The sequence below is a fragment of the Streptomyces sp. A0592 genome, from assembly GCF_004795115.1.
GTDB lineage: Bacteria > Actinomycetota > Actinomycetes > Streptomycetales > Streptomycetaceae > Streptomyces > Streptomyces erythrochromogenes.
Window position 1 is genome coordinate 23,417 of record NZ_SSBM01000047.1, and the last position, 20,192, is coordinate 43,608.

Sequence of the window (20,192 nt, forward strand, 5' to 3'; positions counted from 1 at the left end):
GTGAAGCTCTACCCTGCCCACTTCCGGTTCGATTTCCAACGGCCGGAGCCGGGGCTCTTCGAGATGGACGTCCGACGCTGCTTCTGGCGCGACTTCTTCGCCCGTCACGACGGTGATGTGCGCGTCCGACGTGAACCTCATGAAGGCGATCGACCCCGCGGTCAGCGGACTGCGCGCCGAGCGGACCTCCCTGCTGTCCCTCAAGGACAGCAGGTGCCGCTTCGCCGTCGTGGAGACCGACGACCCCCTCGACGGCTACGCCGACGCCCTTGAGACGCGGTTCGCCGACGACGAGGATCGCGACGGCTGAGGAGTTCCTCCCCGGTGGAGCCGCCCGGTCGCGGCGCCCGGGGTCAGCCGGTCCCGCCGCCCGCGCGGACCAGGCCCGTCTCGTAGGCAAGGACCACCACCTGGACCCGGTCGCGCAGGCCCAGCTTGGTCAGGATGCGGCCCACGTGGGTCTTGACCGTCGCCTCGGACAGGACCAGCCGCGCCGCGATCTCGCCGTTCGACAGGCCCTGCGCCACCAGCAGCATGACCTCGCGCTCGCGCTCCGTCAGCCGCTCGATCTCCTTGTGCTCCGGCTCCTGCGTCGTCGTCGGCAGCATCGGCGCGAAGCGGTCCAGCAGGCGCCGGGTCGTGGACGGGGCCACCACCGCGTCCCCGCTGTGCACCGAGCGGATGGCGCCGAGCAGTTCGGCCGGCGGCACGTCCTTCAGCATGAAGCCGCTCGCGCCCGCCTTCAGGCCCGAGAAGGCGTACTCGTCCAGGTCGAAGGTGGTCAGGATGATCACCTTCGGGTGTTCCGCGGGCTCGCAGATCCGCCGCGTCGCCTCGACACCGTCGAGCCTCGGCATGCGGACGTCCATCAGCACCACGTCCACCTTCGTGGCCCGCAGCACCTCCAGCGCCTCCAGGCCGTCACCCGCCTCGGCGACGACCTCCATGTCCGGCTGGGCGGCGAGCACCATGCGGAAGCCGGTGCGCAGCAGGACCTGGTCGTCGACCAGCATCACTCGGATGGACATCAGTTACCTCGTCCTCGTCATCTCTTCTTCAGGGGCAGCAGTGCGCTGATCCGGAAGCCGCCACCGGGCCGCGGCCCCGCGTCCAGGGTTCCGCCGACCATACCGATCCGCTCGCGCATGCCGATCAGCCCGTGTCCGGCGCCGTCCGCGCCGCCGTCCTCGTACAGCTCGTGGGCCGCGCCGCGGCCGTCGTCCTCGACCAGCAGGCCGAGCCCGTCGTCGAAGTAGACCAGCCGGACGCTGGCACTGGCCTCGGGGCCGCCGTGCTTGCGGGTGTTGGTCAGGGCCTCCTGCACGATCCGGTACGCCGTCAGCTCGACACCGCTGGGCAGCTGCCGCGGGGCGCCCTCGACCTCGAAGTCCACCGTGAGCCCGGCCGCCCGTACCTGCTCGACCAGGACCTCGATCTGCTCGACGTCGGGCTGCGGGACGTAGTCCTCGGACTCCTGAGGCTCGCCGGTGCGCAGGACGCCGAGCAGTCGGCGCATCTCGGCGAGGGCCTGGCGCCCGGTGCCGGAGATGGTCTGGAGGGCCTCCTTGGCCTGCTCGGGGGCCACGTCCATGACGTACGCGGCGCCGTCCGCCTGGACGACCATCACCGAGACGTTGTGCGCGACGACGTCGTGCAGCTCGCGGGCGATCCGGGCGCGCTCGGCGGCCACGGCCACCTTGGACTGGGCCTCGCGCTCCTTCTCCAGCCGCTGGTTGCGCTCGACCAGCTGGGCGTAATAGGCCCGCCGGGTGCGCAGGGAGTCGCCCAGCACCCAGGCCAGCACGAAGGGGACGATCATGAAGATGGCGAAGAGGACGTTGTCGACGTCGTTGGCGCCCTTGTCCACGCCGTACCGCAGGAAGTAGAGCGGCGCGGCCACCAGCCCCCAGCCCAGCGCGGTGCGCGAGACCCAGCGCGGGACCTCGCTCGCGGCGACCGTGTAGAGGATCACGAACATCGCGATGTCGTAGAACCCCGCGACGATCCCCGCGAGCAGCTGGAGCAGGCCCGCTCCGAGGGTGAGCCAGAACATCGCCTGCGTCCACTTGCGGCGCAGGGCCAGGGCCGTGCTCAGAGCGATCACCACGGGGACGGCGACGATCTTCAGGGGCCTGCTGATGTCGGGCTCGCCCGTGACGTTCAGCATCGAGACCCCGAAGAAGAGCACAGCCCAGAAGCTGTCGACGCCCGTCGGGTGTCTGCGGAGGAAGTCGTAGAGGCGCTGCACGTAACCCAGCGTAGGGAACGGTGATAGGTGCTGGAGTCAACCAGAGGTCCGAACCTGACACCGGGGACATACTCCCCAAGGTGGAGGGTGAGCATAGCCTTCGGTGATGAGCACTCCTGGTGAACCCACCGCCGCGGTCCGGTGGCGCAGTGCGACGGAGGCCGCGCTGTACGGGCCCGACGGCTTCTACGTGCGTCCCGCGGGCCCGGGTCCGGCCGGCCACTTCCGCACCTCCGTGCACGCCTCCGCCCTGTACGCCGGGGCCGTGGCCCGGCTGCTGCGGTGGGTGGACGCGGAGCTCGGGCGGCCGCGGGAGCTCGACCTCGTCGACGTGGGGGCCGGGCGGGCGGAGCTGCTGTCCGGGGTGCTCGCCGCGCTGGACCCGGAGACGGCCGCGCGCGTGCGCCCGTACGCCGTCGAACGCGCCGGGCGGCCCGAGGGGCTCGACCCGCGGATCCGCTGGACCGGGGAGGTGCCCGGGCGGGTGACCGGGCTGCTCTTCGCCAACGAGTGGCTGGACAACGTCCCCCTCGACGTCGCCGAGGACGGGCACTACGTCCTGGTCGCGCCGGACGGTACGGAGAGCCGGGGCGGCCCGCTGGAGGAAGCGGACCGGGCCTGGCTGGAGCGGTGGTGGCCGGGCGGCGGCCGCGCGGAGATCGGCCGCCCGCGCGACGAGGCCTGGGCGGCGGCCGCCGGGAGCCTGGAGCGGGGCCTGGCGGTGGCGGTGGACTACGCCCACACCCGGCAGGCCCGGCCCCCCTTCGGCACCCTGACGGGCTTTCGGGGCGGCCGGGAGGTCGCGGCGGTCCCGGACGGCAGCTGCGACGTCACCGCCCACGTGGCGCTGGACGCCTGCGCCGGGCCGGGATCGGTGCTGCTGACCCAGCGCGAGGCGCTGACCGCCCTCGGGGTCTCGGGCGCCCGGCCCCCGCTCGCCCTGGCCTCCTCGGACCCGGCGGCCTACGTACGGGCACTGGCCGCGGCCGGTGAGGCGGCGGAGCTGACCTCCCGCTCCGGCCTGGGCGCCTTCGGCTGGCTGGTCCAGCCGGTGGGCGTGCCGCCCTGGCCGCATCCGGGGCCGGTACCGGGGCCGGATCCGGAGACCGGGCCGACGCAGGCCTGACCGGCGCGGGACCGGCCGGCCGGTGGCGGACACGGGGGAGGGGCCGGACCCCGATCGGGATCCGGCCCCTCCTCATGACACCGCGCGGGTGCCGGAGGCTACTGCTTCACCTCGTCGTGGCCCGGGTGCAGACCACCGCCACCGCCGCTGCCGCCGGGGGTCGGCTTCGACACGACCGGCTTCGACAGCGGGGCGAGGTCCCAGGCGTAGTGGCCGACCGCGTCCGCGATGACGTCGACGTTGATGTCGAGCGCCTTCTGGTCGATGTTGGTGATGTCGTCACCCTCGCCGTGGTAGTTCACGTCGTAGGCGACACCGGCCTGGCCGCCGAACTTCGCGGCCTCCTCGGGCGTCTTGATGCCCTCGGCGCCGGTGAAGGTGCCGCCGGACGGGATGCCGACCTCGATGAAGGGGCCGTAGTCCGAGCGGCCGGAGAAGTCCGTGCCCGCGTGCGGGATCTTCTTGGAGTCGAGGAAGTCGGTGATCCCCTTCTCCAGCTGGGCGGAGCCCTCCGGGCCGGGGCCCGCGCCGACGCCGTCCGAGTCGTCGCCGTCGTACACGAAGTACGCGGCGTTCGGCGAGCCGATCATGTCGAAGTTGAGGTAGAGCTTGATCTGCTTCTTCTGCGCGTCGGTCAGACCGGCGACGTACGCCTCGGAGCCGAGCAGACCGAACTCCTCCGCCGACCACCAGGCGAACTTGACCTTGTTCTTGATCTTCTTCTGCTCGCTCGCGAGCCGCTGGGCGACCTGGAGGATGCCGGCGGAGCCGGATCCGTTGTCGTTGATGCCCGGGCCGGCCGCGACCGAGTCGAGGTGGGCGCCGAGGAAGACCGTGTTGTTCTCGTCGCCGCCCTTGGTCTCGGCGACCACGTTGAAGGTCTTGCGGTTCTCCCGCAGCTCGCGGATGTCGAGGGTGAGCTCGACCGGGCCCGCGGCGGCTTCGGCGGCCAGCTTCTCGCCGTCCTCCTGGGTGATGCCGCCCGTGGGGACCTTGCCCGCGGCCGGGTCGCCTATGGTGCCGTTCAGGGCGCCCGCGGTGTTGTTGTAGATGACCGCGCCGACCGCACCGGCGTCCGCCGCGTTCTGCTGCTTCACCGCGAAGGTGCAGCCGCCGCGCTTGACCAGGGCGATCTTGCCGGTGAAGGCGCCGGCGGCGAAGTCGCCGGGCTCGCAGCCGTTGGTCCCGTCCGCGTCGACCGGGGCGACGGCGACCGGGGCCGTCACACCGCCCTCGGGGGAGTTCGCCGTGTAGGTCATCAGGTGGATCGGGACGTCGCGCCCGCTCGCACCGTTGACCGTGAGCTTCTCCTCGATGGTCTCGACGAAGACGAAGTCGAACTCGTTGCGGGTGACCTTGTAGCCGGCCGCCTTCATCACGGCCTCGACGTACTTGGCCGACTGCTCGTGGCCCTTGGAACCGGCCGCCCGGTTGCCGTTGTTGTAGTCGGCGATCGACTGCAGGACCTTGAGGTGGTTGAAGGCTCCCTTGCCGGTCGCGTCCTTGACCAGCTTCCGGGCCAGCGCGTCCGCCTTGGCGGCGTCGCTCTGCGGGCTACCGGTGGCACCGGCCGGTCCGGCGAGCAGCAGGGGCGAGACGAGGGCCGCGGCTGCCAGGGCGGCGGTTGCTGCGGCTATACGGCGTGAGGGCATGAAGATCCTTCCACGACAGGCGAGCGGGGCAGGCGTAGCTGGGCACGACAAGGCGGAGCAGGCACAGCGCAGCGGAACGCGGCGGGCCGGTCCTGCGGACGCGGTGCGCGTTACGTGGGGGAACAGTGAGCGCACGTTAGACAGCAAGCGGCCATCATGGCCAGAGTTTTCGCTGATTTCGGTTTATGAATTCCGTATATCGGTGAGTCTGGGCCGGTCAAATCCAGCCATCCACCTGCCGGTTGTCCCCGTCGGAGGGCCTACCGGAGGATGCCCTCGATGAAGTCCGACCCGATGCGGGCGACAGCACCCAGATCCAACTGGTGCTGGGCATAACGGCCTTGCCTCCGCGTATGCATCAGACCGGCCCTTTTCAGGACGGCCAGGTGCCGCGACACCTCCGGCGCGGTGATCCCGTACACGTTCGCCAGTTCGCTCGTCGTGTACGGGGCCCGGGCCAGACTCCGGCACAGCATCATCCGCATCGGGTGCGCCAGCGCCTCCATCCGCCGCTGGAGCAGCTCCACCGAGCCCGGCCCGGCGGCCGGCCGGGGGGTGTCGAGCGGATAGTGGACCACCGGCCGCCACCGCGGTGCGTGCAGCACCAGCAGATGCGGCCAGCCGAAGTCGGTCGGCACGAAGACGAGGCCGCTGCCTATTCGGGGGTCGGTGGCCGTGGTGGCCCCGTGGACCATCTTGTCGGCGGTGATGGTGGTGAGGCCCTCGTCGACGCTCAGCGCCGTCGAGACGTCCTTCAGCGCGGCCTGCAGGCCCCTGCGGCGCAGCAGCTCGGCCTTGTGCCGGGCGTCGGCGCTCTGCCCGGGCTCCAGGCGCTTCCACGTCTCGGCGAAGAACGCCTCGTCGCAGTCCTCCAGCAGCCGCCTGAGCCACACCCGCACGGCCGCGGTGTCGTCCAGCAGCCGCACGGAGAAGTCCAGCTGGTGCGGGCCGCGGGCGGCGGCCGCCTCCAGCGCCCTGGCCCGGGCCGCCGGGTCCTTCAGCGGCGAGGGCCCGCCGCCCTCGTTGTAGAGCCCCAGATGGCAGTGCTCCAGGGCGGCCCCCACGAACCGCTCGTCGTCCAGCCGGTCGACCACGTCGAGCTCCTCGGCGAGCGTCGCCGCCGGCCGCCCGGCCCCACCGGGGACCCCGGCGAAGGCCATGAAGATGTCGGAGAAGGAGCTGCGCCACATGAAGTCGGCCTCCAGCAGGCGGTCCGCGAGGCACGGATCGAGCGAGGCGGAGGTGGCGGTCGTCCAGGAGGCGAGCCGCGGGTGGTGCGACGGCTGCGAGAGAGCGTGCAGGGCCATGCAGAGCTCCGCCAGCGGGGAGGGCGCGAAGGTGATCCGCTCGCGGGGGAGCCCGGCGATGTCGATGGTGACGCTCATCGCCCCATTCTGTCCGTTCCCGCACGTGGGGGAGGTCCGGTCCGGGCGCCCGGGGCGTCCGTACGGGTGGCCGCGCGGGTCCCGGCACGGCCGCCGGACGAGTGATCGTCCCCGCCCGGGGCGGCTCCCGGCCGGGACGATTGACGGGGAACGTCAACCGTCGTGCGGGACGGGGCCGACGGGGTGAGGGTGGAGTCATGACAGCGATCGAGCAGTACCTCATCGACACCTACCGCGCGTCCCAGCACGGGGACCCCATGCCCCCGCCGCCCGGTCGCGACGACGTGGCCGTCGTCCGCGCCATCCGCTCCGACCAGCAGTTCCAGGCCGTCCTGGACGGCGGCGAGGCCCGCCACCCCTGGCGCGCCGCCCTGCGCCGGATACTGACCCGCCCGCACCCGTGCTGAGGCCCGGACCGCCGGCCGCGGCGGGGACCCGGTCCCACCCCTGACGGACGGGACCGGGCCGGCCGGCTACTCGAAGCTCGGCACGTTGCGCTGGTACACCAGCCGCAGCCCGATCAGCGTCAGCCACGGCTCGTGGTCGTCGATCACCGACGACTCGCCCAGCACCATCGGGGCCAGACCGCCGGTCGCGATGACCCGCACGTCGTCCGGATCGCCGTTCGGCCCGGCCAGCTCCTTGGCCATCCGGGCCACGACCCCGTCGACCTGACCCGCGAAACCGTAGATCACGCCCGACTGCATCGCCTCGACCGTGGACTTGCCGATCACGTGGCGCGGCCGGGCCAGCTCGATCTTGCGCAGCTGCGCGCCCCGTACGCCGAGCGCGTCCATCGAGATCTCGATGCCCGGGGAGATCACCCCGCCCACGTACTCGCCCTTCGCGGACACCGCGTCGAAGGTGGTCGCCGTACCGAGGTCCACCACGATCGCCGGGCCCCCGTAGAGCTCGACCACCGCGACCGCGTTCACGATGCGGTCCGCGCCGACCTCCTTCGGGTTGTCCATCAGGATCGGCACGCCCGTCTTCGTGCCGGGCTCCACGATCACCGCGGGCACGTCGCCGTAGTAGCGGCGGGTCACCTCGCGCAGCTCGTGCAGGACCGACGGCACCGCCGAGCAGATCGCGATGCCGTGGATCCCGTCGCCCAGCTCGCTGCCGAGCATCGGGTGCATGCCCATCAGCCCCTGCATCAGCACGGCCATCTCGTCGGCCGTGCGCTGCGGGTCGGTCGAGATGCGCCAGTGCTCGACGATCTCGTCACCGTCGAACAGGCCCAGGACCGTGTGGGTGTTGCCTACGTCGATGGTGAGCAGCACGGGTTACACCGCCTCGCGCAGATCGAGACCGATGTCCAGGATCGGCGAGGAGTGGGTCAGCCCGCCGACCGCCAGGTAGTCCACCCCGGTCTCCGCGTACGCCCGGGCGGTGTCCAGCGTGAGCCGGCCCGAGGACTCCAGCACCGCGCGGCCGGCGACCAGCGTGACGGCCTCCTCGGTCTCCGGAACCGTGAAGTTGTCCAGCAGGATCAGGTCGGCGCCCGCGTCCAGGACCTCGCGGACCTGGTGCATCGTGTCGACCTCGACCTCGATCGGGACCTCCGGGAACGCCTCGCGCACCGCGTTGAAGGCCTGCGCGACGCCGCCCGCGGCCACCACGTGGTTGTCCTTGACCAGCGCCGCGTCCGACAGGGACATGCGGTGGTTGACGCCGCCGCCGCAGCGGACCGCGTACTTCTCCAGCGAACGCAGGCCCGGCGTGGTCTTGCGGGTGTCGCGGACCCTGGCCTTCGTGCCCTCCAGGACGTCGGCCCAGCGGCGGGTGGCCGTCGCGATGCCGGACAGCCGGCACAGGATGTTCAGCGCGCTGCGCTCGGCCGTCAGCAGGTCGCGGGTGCGGGCGCGGACCGACAGCAGCACCTCGCCGGCCTTGACGGCGTCGCCGTCCTCCGCGTGCCGCTCCACCTCGAAGGCCTCCGTGCACACCACGGAGAACACCGCCTCGGCGATGCGCAGGCCCGCCACGACACCGTCCTCGCGGGCGACGAAGTCGGCGACGGCCTCGGCGTCCTCGGGGACCGTGGCCACGGTGGTGACGTCCACGCCGCCGTCGAGGTCCTCGGAGAGCGCCATGTGCGCGATGTCCTCGACCTCGATGGGGTCCAGGCCCGCGTCCGCCAGCAGCTCGGCGAGCGCCGGGTCGAGGCCGCTCTCCTCGCCGTCGCCGCAGGCGCAGTCGTCGCCGCAGCCGCCGTCGTTCTGGTCGATCAGGGGAAGTTCGGGGGTGCTCACGGTCACTGCTCCAGGCTCGGGTTGCTCAGGGGGTGCACGGACGGGAAGTCCGCGGAGTCGGTGGGTACGACGACCAGGGCCCGCTTCTCGGTGGCCGAGAGCCGGACCACCAGGTGGCGGCGCCACCGGGCATCGTCCCGGTCCGGGTGGTCCTCGCGCCAGTGGCAGCCGCGGGTCTCCTCGCGCCGCCGCGCGGCGGCGACCAGGACCCGTGCCACGCACAGCAGGTTCGTGGCCTCCCAGGTGTCCACGCCGGGCTCTGCGGTCTTGCCGTGCGCTTCGAGATCGTTCAGGGCGGTGGCGTACAGCCCTTCGAGGGCCTCGGCCGCCTGCTGAAGCGAACGGGCGGAGCGGAGCACGCCCGCGCCGTCCGTCATGATCCGCTGGACCTCGTACCGGGCACCGGCGGGCTGCAGCGGGCCGGTCGAGGGGACCGGCACGCCGGGGCCGCCCCCGCCGTGCTCCTGCGCGGTGATGTCCTCCGCGATCCGCTCGGCGAAGACCAGCCCCTCCAGCAGCGAGTTGGAGGCGAGCCGGTTCGCGCCGTGCACGCCCGTGCACGCGACCTCGCCGCAGGCGTACAGGCCGGGGACGGTCGTGCGGCCCTGCAGGTCGGTCCGCACCCCGCCGGAGGCGTAGTGCGCGGCCGGCGCCACCGGGATGGGCTCCGTCACCGGGTCGATGCCGTGCGCGCGGCAGGCCGCGAGGATGGTCGGGAAGCGCTGCTCCCACATGGCCGCACCGAAGTGCCGGGCGTCCAGGTACATGTGCTGCGCGCCCTGCTCCTGCATGCGGCGCATGATGCCCTTGGCGACGATGTCGCGCGGGGCCAGCTCGGCGAGCTCGTGCTGGCCCACCATGAAGCGCACGCCGTCCGCGTCGACGAGGTACGCGCCCTCGCCCCGCACCGCCTCCGACACCAGCGGCTGCTGCCCCTCGGCGTCCGGGCCGAGGAACAGCACCGTCGGGTGGAACTGCACGAACTCCAGGTCGGAGACCTCGGCCCCGGCACGCAGCGCGAGCGCCACGCCGTCGCCGGTGGACACCGACGGGTTGGTCGTGGCGGAGAAGACCTGGCCCATGCCGCCCGTCGCGAGGATCACGGCGGGGGCGTGGACGGCGCCGACGCCGTCGTGCTGGCCCTCGCCCATGACGTGCAGGGTGACGCCGGCCGTACGGCCCTGCGCGTCCTGCAGGAGGTCGAGGACGAGCGCGTTCTCCACGGTCTCTATGCCCGCCGCGTGCACGGCCTCGACCAGCGCCCGCGAGATCTCGGCGCCGGTGGCGTCGCCGCCCGCGTGCGCGATCCGCCGGCGGTGGTGGCCGCCCTCCCGGGTCAGCTCTATCTCGCCGGTCGCGGCGGAGGTGTCGAAGACCGCGCCGGTGTCGATCAGCCGCCGCACCGCGTCCGGGCCCTCGGTGACCAGCAGCCGTACGGCCTCCTCGTCGCACAGGCCGGCGCCCGCGACCAGGGTGTCGTCGAGGTGCTGCTCGGGGGTGTCGCCCTCGCCCAGGGCAGCGGCGATACCGCCCTGCGCCCAGCGGGTGGAGCCGTCGTCGAGCCGGGCCTTGGTGACCACGACGGTACGGCGGCCGGCGGCCGCGCAGCGCAGCGCGGCGGTCAGACCCGCCACGCCGGAGCCGACGACCACGACGTCGGCGTCGAGGGACCAGCCGGGCGCCGGCGCGTGCAGCCGTATGCCGGTGCTGCCGGCCGGACCTCTGCCAGGGGTGCTCACGAGTGTGCTCCGAATTCCAATGGGATGTTGTCGATCAGCCGGGTCGTGCCCACCTTCGCGGCGACGGCCAGCACGGCCTGCCCGGTGAAGTCGGGACCGGCCTCGGTGAAGTCCTTCGGGTCCACCAGCGCCAGGTAGTCCAGCACGAGCGGCGGCTCCGAGCGGGCCGCGTCGTCCAGCACGTGCCCTGCCGCGGCCCGGACCGCGTCGGGCAGGCCCGCGCAGGCCGCCGAGACGGCGTGCGCGTCGGCCGAGGCGCGGATCTCGCCCAGTCTGGCCAGGGCGGTGGCCCGCTCGTCGGTGGCCGGGGCGGCCTCGGCGCGGGCCCGCAGAGCCGCCTGGGCGGCGAGCCGGTCGCGCCCGGCGAACAGGGCGCGGGACAGCGCCAGGGCGGTCTGCCGGTCCGCGGGGGAGAGGTAGCGGTTGCGGGACGACAGGGCCAGGCCGTCCTCCTCGCGGACGGTCGGGACACCGACCACCTCGACGGGGAAGTTCAGGTCGGTCACCATCCGCCGGATCAGGGCCAGTTGCTGCGCGTCCTTCTGGCCGAAGAGGGCCAGGTCGGGGCGGGTCAGGTGGAGCAGCTTGGCGACGACGGTCAGCATCCCGTCGAAGTGGCCGGGCCGGGTGGCCCCTTCGAGGCGCTCGCCCATCGGGCCGGCGGTGATCCGCACCTGCGGGTCCCCGCCCGGGTAGACCTCGTCGACGGCGGGGGCGAACACCGCGTCGGCACCGGCCCCTTCGGCGATCGCCAGGTCCGCGTCGAGGGTGCGGGGGTAGCGGTCGAGGTCCTCGCCCGCCCCGAACTGCAGCGGGTTGACGAAGACGGTGACGACGACCTGGCCCTCGGGCCCGGCCAGTTCACGGGCGGTCCGGACCAGGGTGGCGTGGCCCTCGTGCAGGGCGCCCATGGTCATCACCACGGCCCGCCGCCCGGTGCGCGGCAGCTTGTGCAGCTCATCGGCGGTGTGCAGCAGCAGCTCGGTCACTGATCGCCCCCGTCAGGGTCCGTGTCGGCGAGTACGCCGAGCAGGTCCTCGGCGAGTTCGGGCTTGAGCAGACCGTGCGCGAGGGCCCGGTCGGCGGTGGTGCGGGCCATGGCCAGGTACCCGGCGACCGCGCCCGGCGCGTGCCGCCGCAGCTCAGCGACGTGCGCGGCGACCGTCCCCGCGTCACCGCGGGCCACCGGCCCGGTCAGGGCCGCGTCCCCGGAGCGCAGGGCGTTGTCGAGGGCCGCGCCGAGCAGCGGGCCGAGCATCCGGTCGGGGTGCGCCACCCCTGCCTTGCGCAGCAGCTCCAGCGACTGGGCGACCAGCGTGACCAGGTGGTTCGCGCCGAGGGCGAGGGCCGCGTGGTAGAGCGCGCGGTTCTCCTCGGCGATCCACTCGGGCTCCCCGCCCATCTCGATGACCAGGGCCTCGGCGGCCAGCCGCAGCTCGTCGGGGGCGGTGACGCCGAAGGAGCAGCCGGCCAGCCGCTGCACGTCGACCTCGGTGCCGGTGAAGGTCATCGCGGGGTGCAGGGCCAGCGGCAGGGCGCCCGCCCGGCGCGCCGGGTCCAGCACGGCGGTCCCGTACCGGCCGGAGGTGTGCACGAGGAGCTGGCCGGGCCGGACCGCACCGGTCTCCGCGAGCCCCTCCACGAGCGCCGGCAGCGCGTCGTCGGGAACGGTCAGCAGGACCAGGTCGGACACTTCCAGCACCCGCGCGGGCGGCACCAGCGGCACGTCGGGCAGCATCCGCGCGGCGCGGCGGACGGAGGTGTCGGAGACGCCCGACACGGCGACGGGGCGGTGGCCCGCCTGCTGGAGCGCACGGGCCAGCGCCGGGCCGACCCGGCCGGCCCCGACGACGCCGACGGCGAGCCGGGCAGGGCGTGGCTGCTGTGATGGATTCACGCGGGGAATGCCTTCCGTTCCAGTCCGCGGGGGTACCGGACGATACGCCGCCATGCTAGCCCGTGGGGCTCTTGGCCGGTCGGTGACGAGGGGCGAGGATCAGGGGTCATGAGCGACAGCGACGACGAGACGCAGTACACGGCCCGGCTCGTGGCGGCCTGGCGGGCGGCGGACCGGGCCCTGACCCGCAGTCCGCGCGAGGACACGGTGGGTGAAGCCCTGGCACGGCTCGCCGAGGCCCGGTACGACTACGACATGGACGCGCCCGGCGACATCTACGGCGACGGGGTCGTCGCGGAGCTGGAGCGGCGGGTCGCGGAGCTGCTCGGGACGCAGGACGCCGCGTTCTTCCCCAGCGGCACGATGGCGCAGCAGGTCGCCCTGCGCTGCTGGGCCGGCCGGACCGGGAACCCGGCCGTGGCGCTGCACCCGATGAGCCACCCGGAGATGTGGGAGGGCGAGGCCCTGTCGACGGTCTCCGGACTGCGGGTCGTCCACCCGACGACCGGGGCGCAGCAGATGACCGCGGAGGAGGTCGAGGCCGTCCGGGAGCCCTTCGGCACGCTGATGCTGGAGCTGCCGCTGCGCGAGGCCGGGTTCCTGCTGCCCACCTGGGACGAGCTCCGGGCGCTGGTGGAGGCGGGCCGGGAGCGGGAGGCGGCGATCCACTTCGACGGGGCCCGGCTGTGGGAGTCCACCGTCCACTTCGGCCGCCCGCTGCCGGAGATCGCCGGGCTCGCCGACTCCGTGTACGTCTCGTTCTACAAGTCGCTCGGCGGTCTGAGCGGGGCGGCCCTGGCCGGGTCGCGGGAGTTCGTCGAGGAGACCAGGGTCTGGCGCCACCGCTACGGGGGCCAGATCTTCCGCCAGTTCCCGCAGGCCCTGGCCGCGCTGGCAGGGCTGGAGCGGGAGCTGCCGCGGCTGCCGTCGTATGTGGCCCAGGCGCGGGTGGTGGCCGGGGCACTGCGCGAGGCCCTCGCGAAGTCCGGCGTGCCGTGGTCGCGCGTCCACCCCGAGGAGCCGCACACGCACCAGTTCCAGGTGTGGCTGCCGTACGAGCCGGACCGGTTGACGGATGCGGGCCTGCGGCAGGCGGAGGAGACGGGCACGGTCCTCTTCCGCCGCTGGTCGGCCGGGGGGCCGCCGGGCCTCGCGGTGACCGAGGTGGACGTCACGCAGCCGGGCCTGGCATGGACGGAAGCGGACGTCCACGAGGCGGTCTCGGCCTTCGTGTCCCGGATCTGACGCCGCCCGGCGGGGCCGGAAACGGCCCCGCCCCGGCCCGCCGGCCCGGCCGTGCCCGCGGCCCGCCGACAGTCGCCGGCCTGCACCGGACCGCCCCGGCCCGTACCACCCGCACCCCCGGAGGGAAGCGGCGAAACGCCGAATTGCGCGAAAGTCGCCGGTGAGGACCGGCCACGGAGTTACCGTCCTTTGACCGCAATTACCGGCCACCGTGCCCGGAGGAGACACCATGACCGCTCAGCCCGCGTGGCGGAAGTCCTCGTTCTGCGGCGACGGCGACGCCTGCGTCTACGTCGCCGTCACCCCCGGAGCCCTCGTCAAGGTCGCCGACCGCGTCGACCCCGCCCATCTGGTCCTCGCCACGACCCAGGCCGCCTGGGCGGACTTCCTGCGCGCGGTCAAGGAGACCGGCTGAGGCCGGAGCCGGCCTCCGGCCACGCCGCGCCGCAGCTGCCCCTCCTGAGGGGATTTTGTCCGATTAGCGCGTATCTTCGGCCCCATGCCCACGCCCTACGGATCCCGCGGCGGCATGGCGTTCAGCGCTGCTGAGCTGCACGTGCTCAGGCGTTCGCTCGCCCACGCCCTTCAGTCCTCCCCGGCCCCCCTGGCGGCCGAGGAGGTCCAGGACTGCCTGCGCCTCGCGCAGTCGGTGGACGAAGCGGTCCGGGAGGCGGGCCGGCTCAGAGCCTTCGTCCTGGACGATCTGGCCCGCTACCGGGGCGCCCTGCCCGGCAGCCTCTCCGGCTACCTGGAACTGCTCCGGCAGGCCCTCGCCGCCGGCTACGAGCCGACCCCCGACGACCTCGCCGCCCTGCGCGCACTGCGGGCCAATCCGGCTGCCGCCGCGCTGCTGGAGCGGGCCCGGGCCGTCGCGGAGCGCTCCGTACGGCGGCGCCTGAGCACGGCCCCCGCGCCGCGCACCCGACTGCTGACCCTGGCGGGCGGCCGGGAGGAGCCCCCACGCCCGGCGCCCGCGCCCAAGGAGCGCCCGCGCCCCGAACGGCCGGTCCCGACCCCCGGCGAGGTCTTCCCGCCGCGCCGCAAGCCCACCCCGCCCCCGCCGTCCGGGCTCGCCGTCATGTGAGCGCGCCCGGCAGGTCCGGGTGACAGGGCGGGACGCACCCCTCACCCACCCGGCCCGGCCCGGGCGCGTGTGGCTACGCTGGGGGCATGGACTACGTCTCCGCGCTCGTGCCCCCCTTCGTGATGGCCGCGTTCTTCATCGCCCTCGTCGTGACGATCGTGAAGAGCCAGGGCGGCTCCAACAAGTCCAAGGAGGACGCGGCGGTCGACGCCGTGATCGCCCGGGCCGAAGCCACCCGCCAGCAGCAGAACTAGAGCGCGGACCCCTCCGCGCGGGCGCCCGGCCGTACAGGCCGTGCGCCCGATTTTTGTCGCGCGTTGCCGAGTGAATGGTCGGGCAATTCAGCACAACCCGCACTATCGTGCTGTTGTGCCTCGCCCCTTGGGAGAACTCGAAGACGCCGTCATGACGCGGGTGTGGCAGTGGAACCGCCCGGTCACCGTTCGGGAAGTCCTGGAAGACCTCCAGCAGGAACGGTCCATCGCGTACACCACGGTCATGACCGTTATGGACAATCTCCATCAGAAGGGCTGGGTCCGCCGGGAAGCCGAAGGCCGCGCCTATCGATATACGGCGGTCTCCACCCGCGCCGCCTACTCGGCCGCACTGATGAACGAAGCCTGGTCGACGAGCGACAACCCCGCCGCCGCTCTCGTCGCCTTCTTCGGCATGATGTCCGCGGAACAGCGCGAAGCCCTCCGGGACGCCGTCCGCGTCGTGCAGTACGACGACGAGTCCGTCACCGAGGCCCCGGCCGAACCCCGCGCCGAACCCCGCGCCGAAGCCGCCGCAGAACCTCCCGCAGAACCTCCCGCAGAACCTCCCGCAGAACCTCCCGCAGAACCTCCCGCAGAACCTCCCGCAGAACCCCCCGTGCCGTCGGAAGCCGAAGACGAGTCCGCCGGGCCCCCGAGGCCGCCGGGGCGATAGCGTCCGCAGCCATGGGAGAGTTTTCCTCTGCACACGCAGAAACAGTGACGATCCGCCGCGCCCGCACACGCGATGTTCCCGCGCTGCGCCGCCTCCTCGACCAGTACGTGCAGCAGCGGATCCTGCTCGACAAAGCACCGGTCGTCCTTTACGAGGACATCCAGGAGTTCTGGGTCGCGGAACGCGACTCCGATGCACAGGTGGTGGGCTGCGGTGCACTCCACGTGATGTGGGAAGACCTGGCCGAAGTGCGCACTCTCGCCGTCGACCGCGACTTGAAGGGCGCCGGCGTCGGCCATCAGGTGCTCCAGCAGTTGTTGAGCACCGCCCGCGCGCTCGGGGTGAGCCGCGTTTTCTGCCTGACCTTCGAAGTCGAGTTCTTCGCGAAGCACGGCTTCGTCGAGATCGGCGAGACCCCGGTCGAGACCGATGTCTACATGGAGCTCTTGCGTTCCTATGACGAGGGCGTCGCCGAGTTCCTCGGTCTCGAACGAGTGAAGCCGAACACCTTGGGCAACAGTCGGATGCTTCTGCACCTCTGATCGATGGCCTCAGCTTTTCCGGCGCTCGGCGCACCTGTGGCCTATGTCCGAATCGCGTACGTTTCCCGCCCCGTTGCGGTCCTGAACCTCTCCAGGGGGGTTTGTGTTTTCCAGGCAAAAGCGGTTTCCTTTCCGCGTACTGCTTTTCGATGAAAGGAAATCCCGGTGGCACAGAAGGTTCAGGTCCTTCTTGTCGACGACCTCGACGGTGGCGAGGCGGACGAGACGGTGACGTTCGCTCTGGATGGCAAGACCTACGAGATCGACCTCACCACCGCCAACGCTGAAAAGCTCCGCGGTCTGCTCGACCCGTACACCAAGGGCGGCCGCCGCACCGGTGGCCGTGCCACCGCGGCCCGCGCCAAGGGCCGTGCCTCCGCGGCGACCGGCAACCCGGACACCGCCGAGATCCGCGCGTGGGCCAAGGAGAACGGTTACAACGTGAACGACCGGGGCCGCGTCCCGGCCGAGATCCGCGAGGCCTACGAGAAGGCCAAGGGCTGACGGACCCGGTTCGTACGCCGTACCAGGCGCGCCCGGTGGCATTCCGTCGCCGCCGCCGCGACGAGGCGTACGAGATCGGGCCCGTGAGCGGGCCCTGCGGCCCGCCCGGGACCGGGCAGGGCCGGCAGCAGCGCCTCACACCCCTGCTCGGGGGGTCGCAGCCACACGGCGGCCCCCCGGGGGCTTTCTCCCGGGGGCGGCCCCGGAGGAGCCGGGGCGGTGATCCGCCCGCCCGCACCCAGGGCGGTCAGATCCAGGGCGACCCCGCCCCACTCCAGCCAGTCGAGCAGTCCGTCGAGCTCCTCTGCGCTTCCGGGGGCCACCAGGAACCGCATCCGGCGCCCCATCACGGCCACCGGACCCGTGGCGACCGGCCGGCGCAACAGCGCCGTCCCCGCGTCCGACGGCAGCTCCAGGACGTCGAAGCCGATGCCGGTCACGAGCTGCACCGGCGGCCCGCCCGTGACGGTCCAGCCGAGCACCCTCCCGTACCAGGCGGCGTACGCGTCCTCCTCGGGCGCGACGCGGGGCGGCGGGACGGTCGGCAGGACGATTGCGGCCATGCCCGGAGCAACTGCAGAAACGCTTCGGGGTTACGGTAGATGTGACGTTCCGCACTCGCAGATGTGCGGAACGTAAACGTCCGCGGTGGTGGAGTCCCACATTCGAGACGGAACTCTGTTCGCCCTCAGCGGAGGGAACCGGCGTCACCGGCATGGAGTGTCAGCCCTTACGGGTAAGACATTCCTAGTGGATCGGGGCGACACGCTGTTTTGACCGGCTTCCGTTCGCCATCGGCGTACACGCATGACGGGTATCTGCCTGGCCTGCGGGAACATCGTCTCGCACCATCGAGTTGGAGCAGTTGTCGGCTCTTCAAGCCGGTTTTCCCGCTGATGCAGGGGTGAGCCGTGGACGGATGTCGGCAGTTGGAATGAGCTGTCCCGCCCCACGGGACTAGCATGCGGAAGGACAGGGCGGGGACCGACCCCGAACTGCCCGACCGCTCTGAGGAGCGATAAACGATGTTCGAGAGGTTCACCGACCGCGCGCGGCGGGTTGTCGTCCTGGCTCAGGAAGAAGCCCGGATGCTCAACCACAACTACATCGGCACCGAGCACATCCTCCTGGGCTTGATCCACGAGGGTGAGGGTGTCGCCGCTAAGGCCCTGGAGAGCCTCGGGATTTCGCTCGAGGCTGTTCGCCAGCAGGTTGAGGAGATCATCGGTCAGGGGCAGCAGGCCCCGTCCGGCCACATCCCCTTCACCCCGCGGGCGAAGAAGGTCCTGGAGCTTTCGCTCCGAGAGGCCCTCCAGCTCGGCCACAACTACATCGGCACCGAGCACATCCTGCTCGGCCTGATCCGCGAGGGCGAGGGCGTCGCAGCCCAGGTCCTCGTGAAGCTGGGCGCCGATCTCAACCGAGTCCGGCAGCAGGTCATCCAGCTGCTCTCCGGCTACACCGGCGGGGGCAAGGAGTCGGCCACGGCCGGCGGCCCGGCCGAGGGCACGCCCTCGACCTCGCTCGTCCTGGACCAGTTCGGCCGCAACCTCACCCAGGCTGCCCGCGAATCCAAGCTCGACCCGGTCATCGGGCGCGAGAAGGAGATCGAGCGGGTCATGCAGGTGCTGTCCCGCCGTACCAAGAACAACCCGGTCCTCATCGGCGAGCCCGGCGTCGGCAAGACCGCCGTCGTCGAGGGCCTGGCGCAGGCGATCGTCAAGGGCGAGGTCCCCGAGACCCTCAAGGACAAGCACCTCTACACGCTTGACCTCGGCGCCCTGGTCGCCGGTTCCCGCTACCGCGGTGACTTCGAGGAGCGCCTGAAGAAGGTGCTCAAGGAGATCCGCACCCGCGGCGACATCATCCTGTTCATCGACGAGCTCCACACCCTCGTGGGTGCGGGCGCCGCCGAGGGCGCGATCGACGCCGCCAGCATCCTCAAGCCCATGCTGGCCCGTGGTGAGCTCCAGACCATCGGTGCCACGACGCTCGACGAGTACCGCAAGCACCTCGAGAAGGACGCGGCCCTCGAGCGCCGCTTCCAGCCGATCCAGGTGGCGGAGCCTTCCCTCCCCCACACGATCGAGATCCTCAAGGGCCTGCGCGACCGCTACGAGGCCCACCACCGCGTCTCCATCACGGACGAGGCCCTCGTCCAGGCGGCGACGCTGGCGGACCGCTACATCTCGGACCGCTTCCTCCCGGACAAGGCGATCGACCTGATCGACGAGGCCGGCTCCCGGATGCGCATCCGCCGGATGACCGCGCCGCCGGACCTCCGCGAGTTCGACGAGAAGATCGCGGGCGTGCGCCGCGACAAGGAGTCGGCCATCGACTCCCAGGACTTCGAGAAGGCGGCGTCTCTCCGTGACAAGGAGAAGCAGCTGCTGGCGGCGAAGACCAAGCGCGAGAAGGAATGGAAGGCCGGCGACATGGACGTCGTCGCCGAGGTCGACGGCGAGCTCATCGCCGAGGTCCTCGCGACCGCGACCGGCATTCCCGTCTTCAAGCTCACCGAGGAGGAGTCCTCGCGACTGCTCCGCATGGAGGACGAGCTCCACCGTCGTGTCATCGGCCAGAAGGACGCCATCAAGGCGCTCTCCCAGGCGATCCGCCGTACCCGTGCGGGTCTGAAGGACCCGAAGCGCCCGGGTGGCTCGTTCATCTTCGCCGGTCCGTCCGGTGTCGGTAAGACCGAGCTCTCCAAGACGCTCGCCGAATTCCTCTTCGGTGACGAGGACGCCCTGATCTCCCTCGACATGTCGGAGTTCAGCGAGAAGCACACGGTTTCCCGCCTCTTCGGTTCGCCCCCCGGTTACGTGGGCTACGAAGAGGGCGGCCAGCTCACCGAGAAGGTGCGCCGGAAGCCGTTCTCCGTCGTCCTCTTCGACGAGGTCGAGAAGGCCCACCCGGATATCTTCAATTCCCTTCTCCAGATCCTGGAGGACGGTCGCCTGACCGACTCCCAGGGCCGGGTCGTGGACTTCAAGAACACGGTCATCATCATGACGACCAACCTGGGTACCCGGGACATCTCGAAGGGCTTCAACCTGGGCTTCGCGGCGCAGGGCGACACGAAGACCGGCTACGACCGGATGAAGGCGAAGGTCAACGAAGAGCTCAAGCAGCACTTCCGGCCCGAGTTCCTGAACCGTGTCGACGACACGGTCGTCTTCCACCAGCTCACCGAGGAAGACATCATCCAGATCGTCGACCTCATGATCGCCAAGGTCGACGAGCGCCTGAAGGACCGCGACATGGGCATCGAGCTGAGCGGCGACGCCAAGCTCCTGCTCGCCAAGCGCGGCTACGACCCGATCCTGGGTGCCCGGCCGCTGCGCCGGACCATCCAGCGCGAGATCGAGGACATCCTGTCGGAGAAGATCCTCTTCGGCGAGCTGCGTCCCGGTCACATCGTGGTCGTCGGCAAGGAGGGTGAGGGCGAGGACGCCAAGTTCACCTTCCGCGGCGAGGAGAAGTCGGCCCTGCCCGACCTTCCCCCGATCGAGGCCACGGGCTCCGGCCCCGACCTGTCGAAGGGCGCGTAACGCGTAGGTGCGCCGAGCACCACAAGGGGCGGCC

At 71.9% G+C, this 20,192-nt stretch carries 21 protein-coding genes; 11 read left to right on the plus strand and 10 right to left on the minus strand.

What is annotated here, in order from left to right; all coding sequences use genetic code 11:
* The first annotated feature begins 130 nt into the window (after window positions 1-130).
* On the plus strand, window positions 131-310 hold the full coding sequence (locus E6U81_RS35405) for a hypothetical protein (RefSeq protein WP_136234110.1): 180 nt from the start codon (window positions 131-133) through the stop codon (window positions 308-310).
* Between the two features lie 43 nt (window positions 311-353).
* Here E6U81_RS35405 and E6U81_RS35410 read toward each other — a convergent pair whose 3' ends face one another.
* Window positions 354-1,028, minus strand: a complete 675-nt coding sequence (locus E6U81_RS35410) for a response regulator transcription factor (RefSeq protein ID WP_136234111.1) — start codon at window positions 1,026-1,028, stop codon at window positions 354-356.
* Window positions 1,029-1,045: 17 nt separating this feature from the next.
* On the minus strand, window positions 1,046-2,248 hold the full coding sequence (locus tag E6U81_RS35415; RefSeq protein WP_136234112.1) for a sensor histidine kinase: 1,203 nt from the start codon (window positions 2,246-2,248) through the stop codon (window positions 1,046-1,048).
* A gap of 106 nt (window positions 2,249-2,354) precedes the next feature.
* Here E6U81_RS35415 and E6U81_RS35420 point away from each other — a divergent pair, with 106 nt between their 5' ends.
* Window positions 2,355-3,374 (plus strand): SAM-dependent methyltransferase, encoded by a 1,020-nt coding sequence (locus E6U81_RS35420; RefSeq protein WP_136234113.1) that lies wholly within the window; start codon window positions 2,355-2,357, stop codon window positions 3,372-3,374.
* A gap of 98 nt (window positions 3,375-3,472) precedes the next feature.
* Here the strand turns inward: E6U81_RS35420 and E6U81_RS35425 are convergent, their stop codons facing one another.
* Together E6U81_RS35425 and E6U81_RS35430 are read right to left on the minus strand one after the other, a co-directional pair.
* Complete coding sequence (locus E6U81_RS35425; protein WP_136234114.1) at window positions 3,473-5,026, minus strand: M28 family metallopeptidase; 1,554 nt, start codon at window positions 5,024-5,026, stop codon at window positions 3,473-3,475.
* Between the two features lie 260 nt (window positions 5,027-5,286).
* Window positions 5,287-6,411 (minus strand): DUF5937 family protein, encoded by a 1,125-nt coding sequence (locus E6U81_RS35430; protein ID WP_136234115.1) that lies wholly within the window; start codon window positions 6,409-6,411, stop codon window positions 5,287-5,289.
* A 197-nt stretch (window positions 6,412-6,608) separates the two neighbouring features.
* Between E6U81_RS35430 and E6U81_RS35435 the strand changes: the two genes are divergently transcribed.
* Complete coding sequence (locus tag E6U81_RS35435; protein ID WP_136234116.1) at window positions 6,609-6,818, plus strand: hypothetical protein; 210 nt, start codon at window positions 6,609-6,611, stop codon at window positions 6,816-6,818.
* 66 nt (window positions 6,819-6,884) lie between these two features.
* On the opposite strand, the gene E6U81_RS35440 is transcribed toward E6U81_RS35435, so the two are convergent.
* From E6U81_RS35440 to E6U81_RS35460, 5 genes are read right to left on the minus strand one after another with little or no spacing between them, the layout of a single operon-like run.
* A complete protein-coding gene (locus tag E6U81_RS35440) occupies window positions 6,885-7,694 on the minus strand; it encodes a type III pantothenate kinase (protein WP_136234117.1) in 810 nt (269 codons plus the stop codon).
* A gap of 3 nt (window positions 7,695-7,697) precedes the next feature.
* Window positions 7,698-8,666, minus strand: coding sequence for a carboxylating nicotinate-nucleotide diphosphorylase (nadC, locus tag E6U81_RS35445; protein ID WP_136234118.1), 969 nt, complete (start codon window positions 8,664-8,666; stop codon window positions 7,698-7,700).
* 2 nt (window positions 8,667-8,668) lie between these two features.
* Window positions 8,669-10,405: an L-aspartate oxidase gene (locus E6U81_RS35450; RefSeq protein ID WP_136234119.1), complete on the minus strand. Its 1,737-nt coding sequence runs from the start codon at window positions 10,403-10,405 to the stop codon at window positions 8,669-8,671.
* Window positions 10,402-11,394 (minus strand): pantoate--beta-alanine ligase, encoded by a 993-nt coding sequence (panC, locus tag E6U81_RS35455; protein WP_136234120.1) that lies wholly within the window; start codon window positions 11,392-11,394, stop codon window positions 10,402-10,404. Before panC ends, E6U81_RS35450 begins: the two co-directional genes overlap by 4 nt.
* Window positions 11,391-12,302 carry a DUF2520 domain-containing protein gene (locus tag E6U81_RS35460; protein WP_206310104.1) on the minus strand — a complete coding sequence of 304 codons (912 nt, stop codon included), beginning with the start codon at window positions 12,300-12,302 and terminating at the stop codon, window positions 11,391-11,393. Before E6U81_RS35460 ends, panC begins: the two co-directional genes overlap by 4 nt.
* A 108-nt stretch (window positions 12,303-12,410) precedes the next feature.
* Between E6U81_RS35460 and E6U81_RS35465 the strand changes: the two genes are divergently transcribed.
* The 7 genes from E6U81_RS35465 to E6U81_RS35490 all read left to right on the plus strand — a co-directional run bounded on the left by E6U81_RS35465 (window position 12,411) and on the right by E6U81_RS35490 (window position 16,607).
* The gene (locus E6U81_RS35465) at window positions 12,411-13,547 is read left to right on the plus strand and encodes a beta-eliminating lyase-related protein (RefSeq protein WP_136234121.1); all 1,137 of its coding nucleotides are present in this window, start codon (window positions 12,411-12,413) and stop codon (window positions 13,545-13,547) included.
* A 229-nt stretch (window positions 13,548-13,776) separates the two neighbouring features.
* Window positions 13,777-13,962 (plus strand): DUF397 domain-containing protein, encoded by a 186-nt coding sequence (locus E6U81_RS35470; protein ID WP_030817586.1) that lies wholly within the window; start codon window positions 13,777-13,779, stop codon window positions 13,960-13,962.
* Between the two features lie 84 nt (window positions 13,963-14,046).
* Entirely contained in the window at window positions 14,047-14,631 is a 585-nt protein-coding gene (locus tag E6U81_RS35475) for a hypothetical protein (protein WP_136234122.1), read from the plus strand.
* 86 nt (window positions 14,632-14,717) lie between these two features.
* Window positions 14,718-14,885, plus strand: a complete 168-nt coding sequence (locus tag E6U81_RS40240; RefSeq protein ID WP_030961778.1) for a hypothetical protein — start codon at window positions 14,718-14,720, stop codon at window positions 14,883-14,885.
* A gap of 115 nt (window positions 14,886-15,000) precedes the next feature.
* Entirely contained in the window at window positions 15,001-15,561 is a 561-nt protein-coding gene (locus E6U81_RS35480) for a BlaI/MecI/CopY family transcriptional regulator (protein ID WP_276615839.1), read from the plus strand.
* 11 nt (window positions 15,562-15,572) lie between these two features.
* Window positions 15,573-16,103: an amino-acid N-acetyltransferase gene (locus tag E6U81_RS35485; RefSeq protein ID WP_031147806.1), complete on the plus strand. Its 531-nt coding sequence runs from the start codon at window positions 15,573-15,575 to the stop codon at window positions 16,101-16,103.
* Between the two features lie 165 nt (window positions 16,104-16,268).
* Complete coding sequence (locus E6U81_RS35490; protein WP_037921217.1) at window positions 16,269-16,607, plus strand: Lsr2 family protein; 339 nt, start codon at window positions 16,269-16,271, stop codon at window positions 16,605-16,607.
* On the opposite strand, the gene E6U81_RS35495 is transcribed toward E6U81_RS35490, so the two are convergent.
* On the minus strand, window positions 16,586-17,170 hold the full coding sequence (locus tag E6U81_RS35495; RefSeq protein WP_136234124.1) for an SCO3374 family protein: 585 nt from the start codon (window positions 17,168-17,170) through the stop codon (window positions 16,586-16,588). The two genes, E6U81_RS35490 and E6U81_RS35495, sit on opposite strands and share 22 nt — an antisense overlap.
* A 462-nt stretch (window positions 17,171-17,632) precedes the next feature.
* On the opposite strand from E6U81_RS35495, the gene E6U81_RS35505 reads away from it, so the two are divergent.
* Window positions 17,633-20,158: an ATP-dependent Clp protease ATP-binding subunit gene (locus E6U81_RS35505; RefSeq protein WP_033219171.1), complete on the plus strand. Its 2,526-nt coding sequence runs from the start codon at window positions 17,633-17,635 to the stop codon at window positions 20,156-20,158.
* Window positions 20,159-20,192 lie beyond the last annotated feature (34 nt).

Coding starts and splice junctions, on each gene's coding strand:
- E6U81_RS35495 (WP_136234124.1), bottom strand. CDS start 17,170: ATGGCCGCAATCGTCCTGCCGACCGTCCCGCCGCCCCGCGTCGCGCCC.
- E6U81_RS35475 (WP_136234122.1), top strand. CDS start 14,047: ATGCCCACGCCCTACGGATCCCGCGGCGGCATGGCGTTCAGCGCTGCT.
- E6U81_RS35425 (WP_136234114.1), bottom strand. CDS start 5,026: ATGCCCTCACGCCGTATAGCCGCAGCAACCGCCGCCCTGGCAGCCGCG.
- E6U81_RS35465 (WP_136234121.1), top strand. CDS start 12,411: ATGAGCGACAGCGACGACGAGACGCAGTACACGGCCCGGCTCGTGGCG.
- E6U81_RS35485 (WP_031147806.1), top strand. CDS start 15,573: ATGGGAGAGTTTTCCTCTGCACACGCAGAAACAGTGACGATCCGCCGC.
- E6U81_RS35420 (WP_136234113.1), top strand. CDS start 2,355: ATGAGCACTCCTGGTGAACCCACCGCCGCGGTCCGGTGGCGCAGTGCG.
- E6U81_RS35410 (WP_136234111.1), bottom strand. CDS start 1,028: ATGTCCATCCGAGTGATGCTGGTCGACGACCAGGTCCTGCTGCGCACC.
- E6U81_RS35435 (WP_136234116.1), top strand. CDS start 6,609: ATGACAGCGATCGAGCAGTACCTCATCGACACCTACCGCGCGTCCCAG.
- E6U81_RS40240 (WP_030961778.1), top strand. CDS start 14,718: ATGGACTACGTCTCCGCGCTCGTGCCCCCCTTCGTGATGGCCGCGTTC.
- E6U81_RS35470 (WP_030817586.1), top strand. CDS start 13,777: ATGACCGCTCAGCCCGCGTGGCGGAAGTCCTCGTTCTGCGGCGACGGC.
- E6U81_RS35505 (WP_033219171.1), top strand. CDS start 17,633: ATGTTCGAGAGGTTCACCGACCGCGCGCGGCGGGTTGTCGTCCTGGCT.
- E6U81_RS35430 (WP_136234115.1), bottom strand. CDS start 6,411: ATGAGCGTCACCATCGACATCGCCGGGCTCCCCCGCGAGCGGATCACC.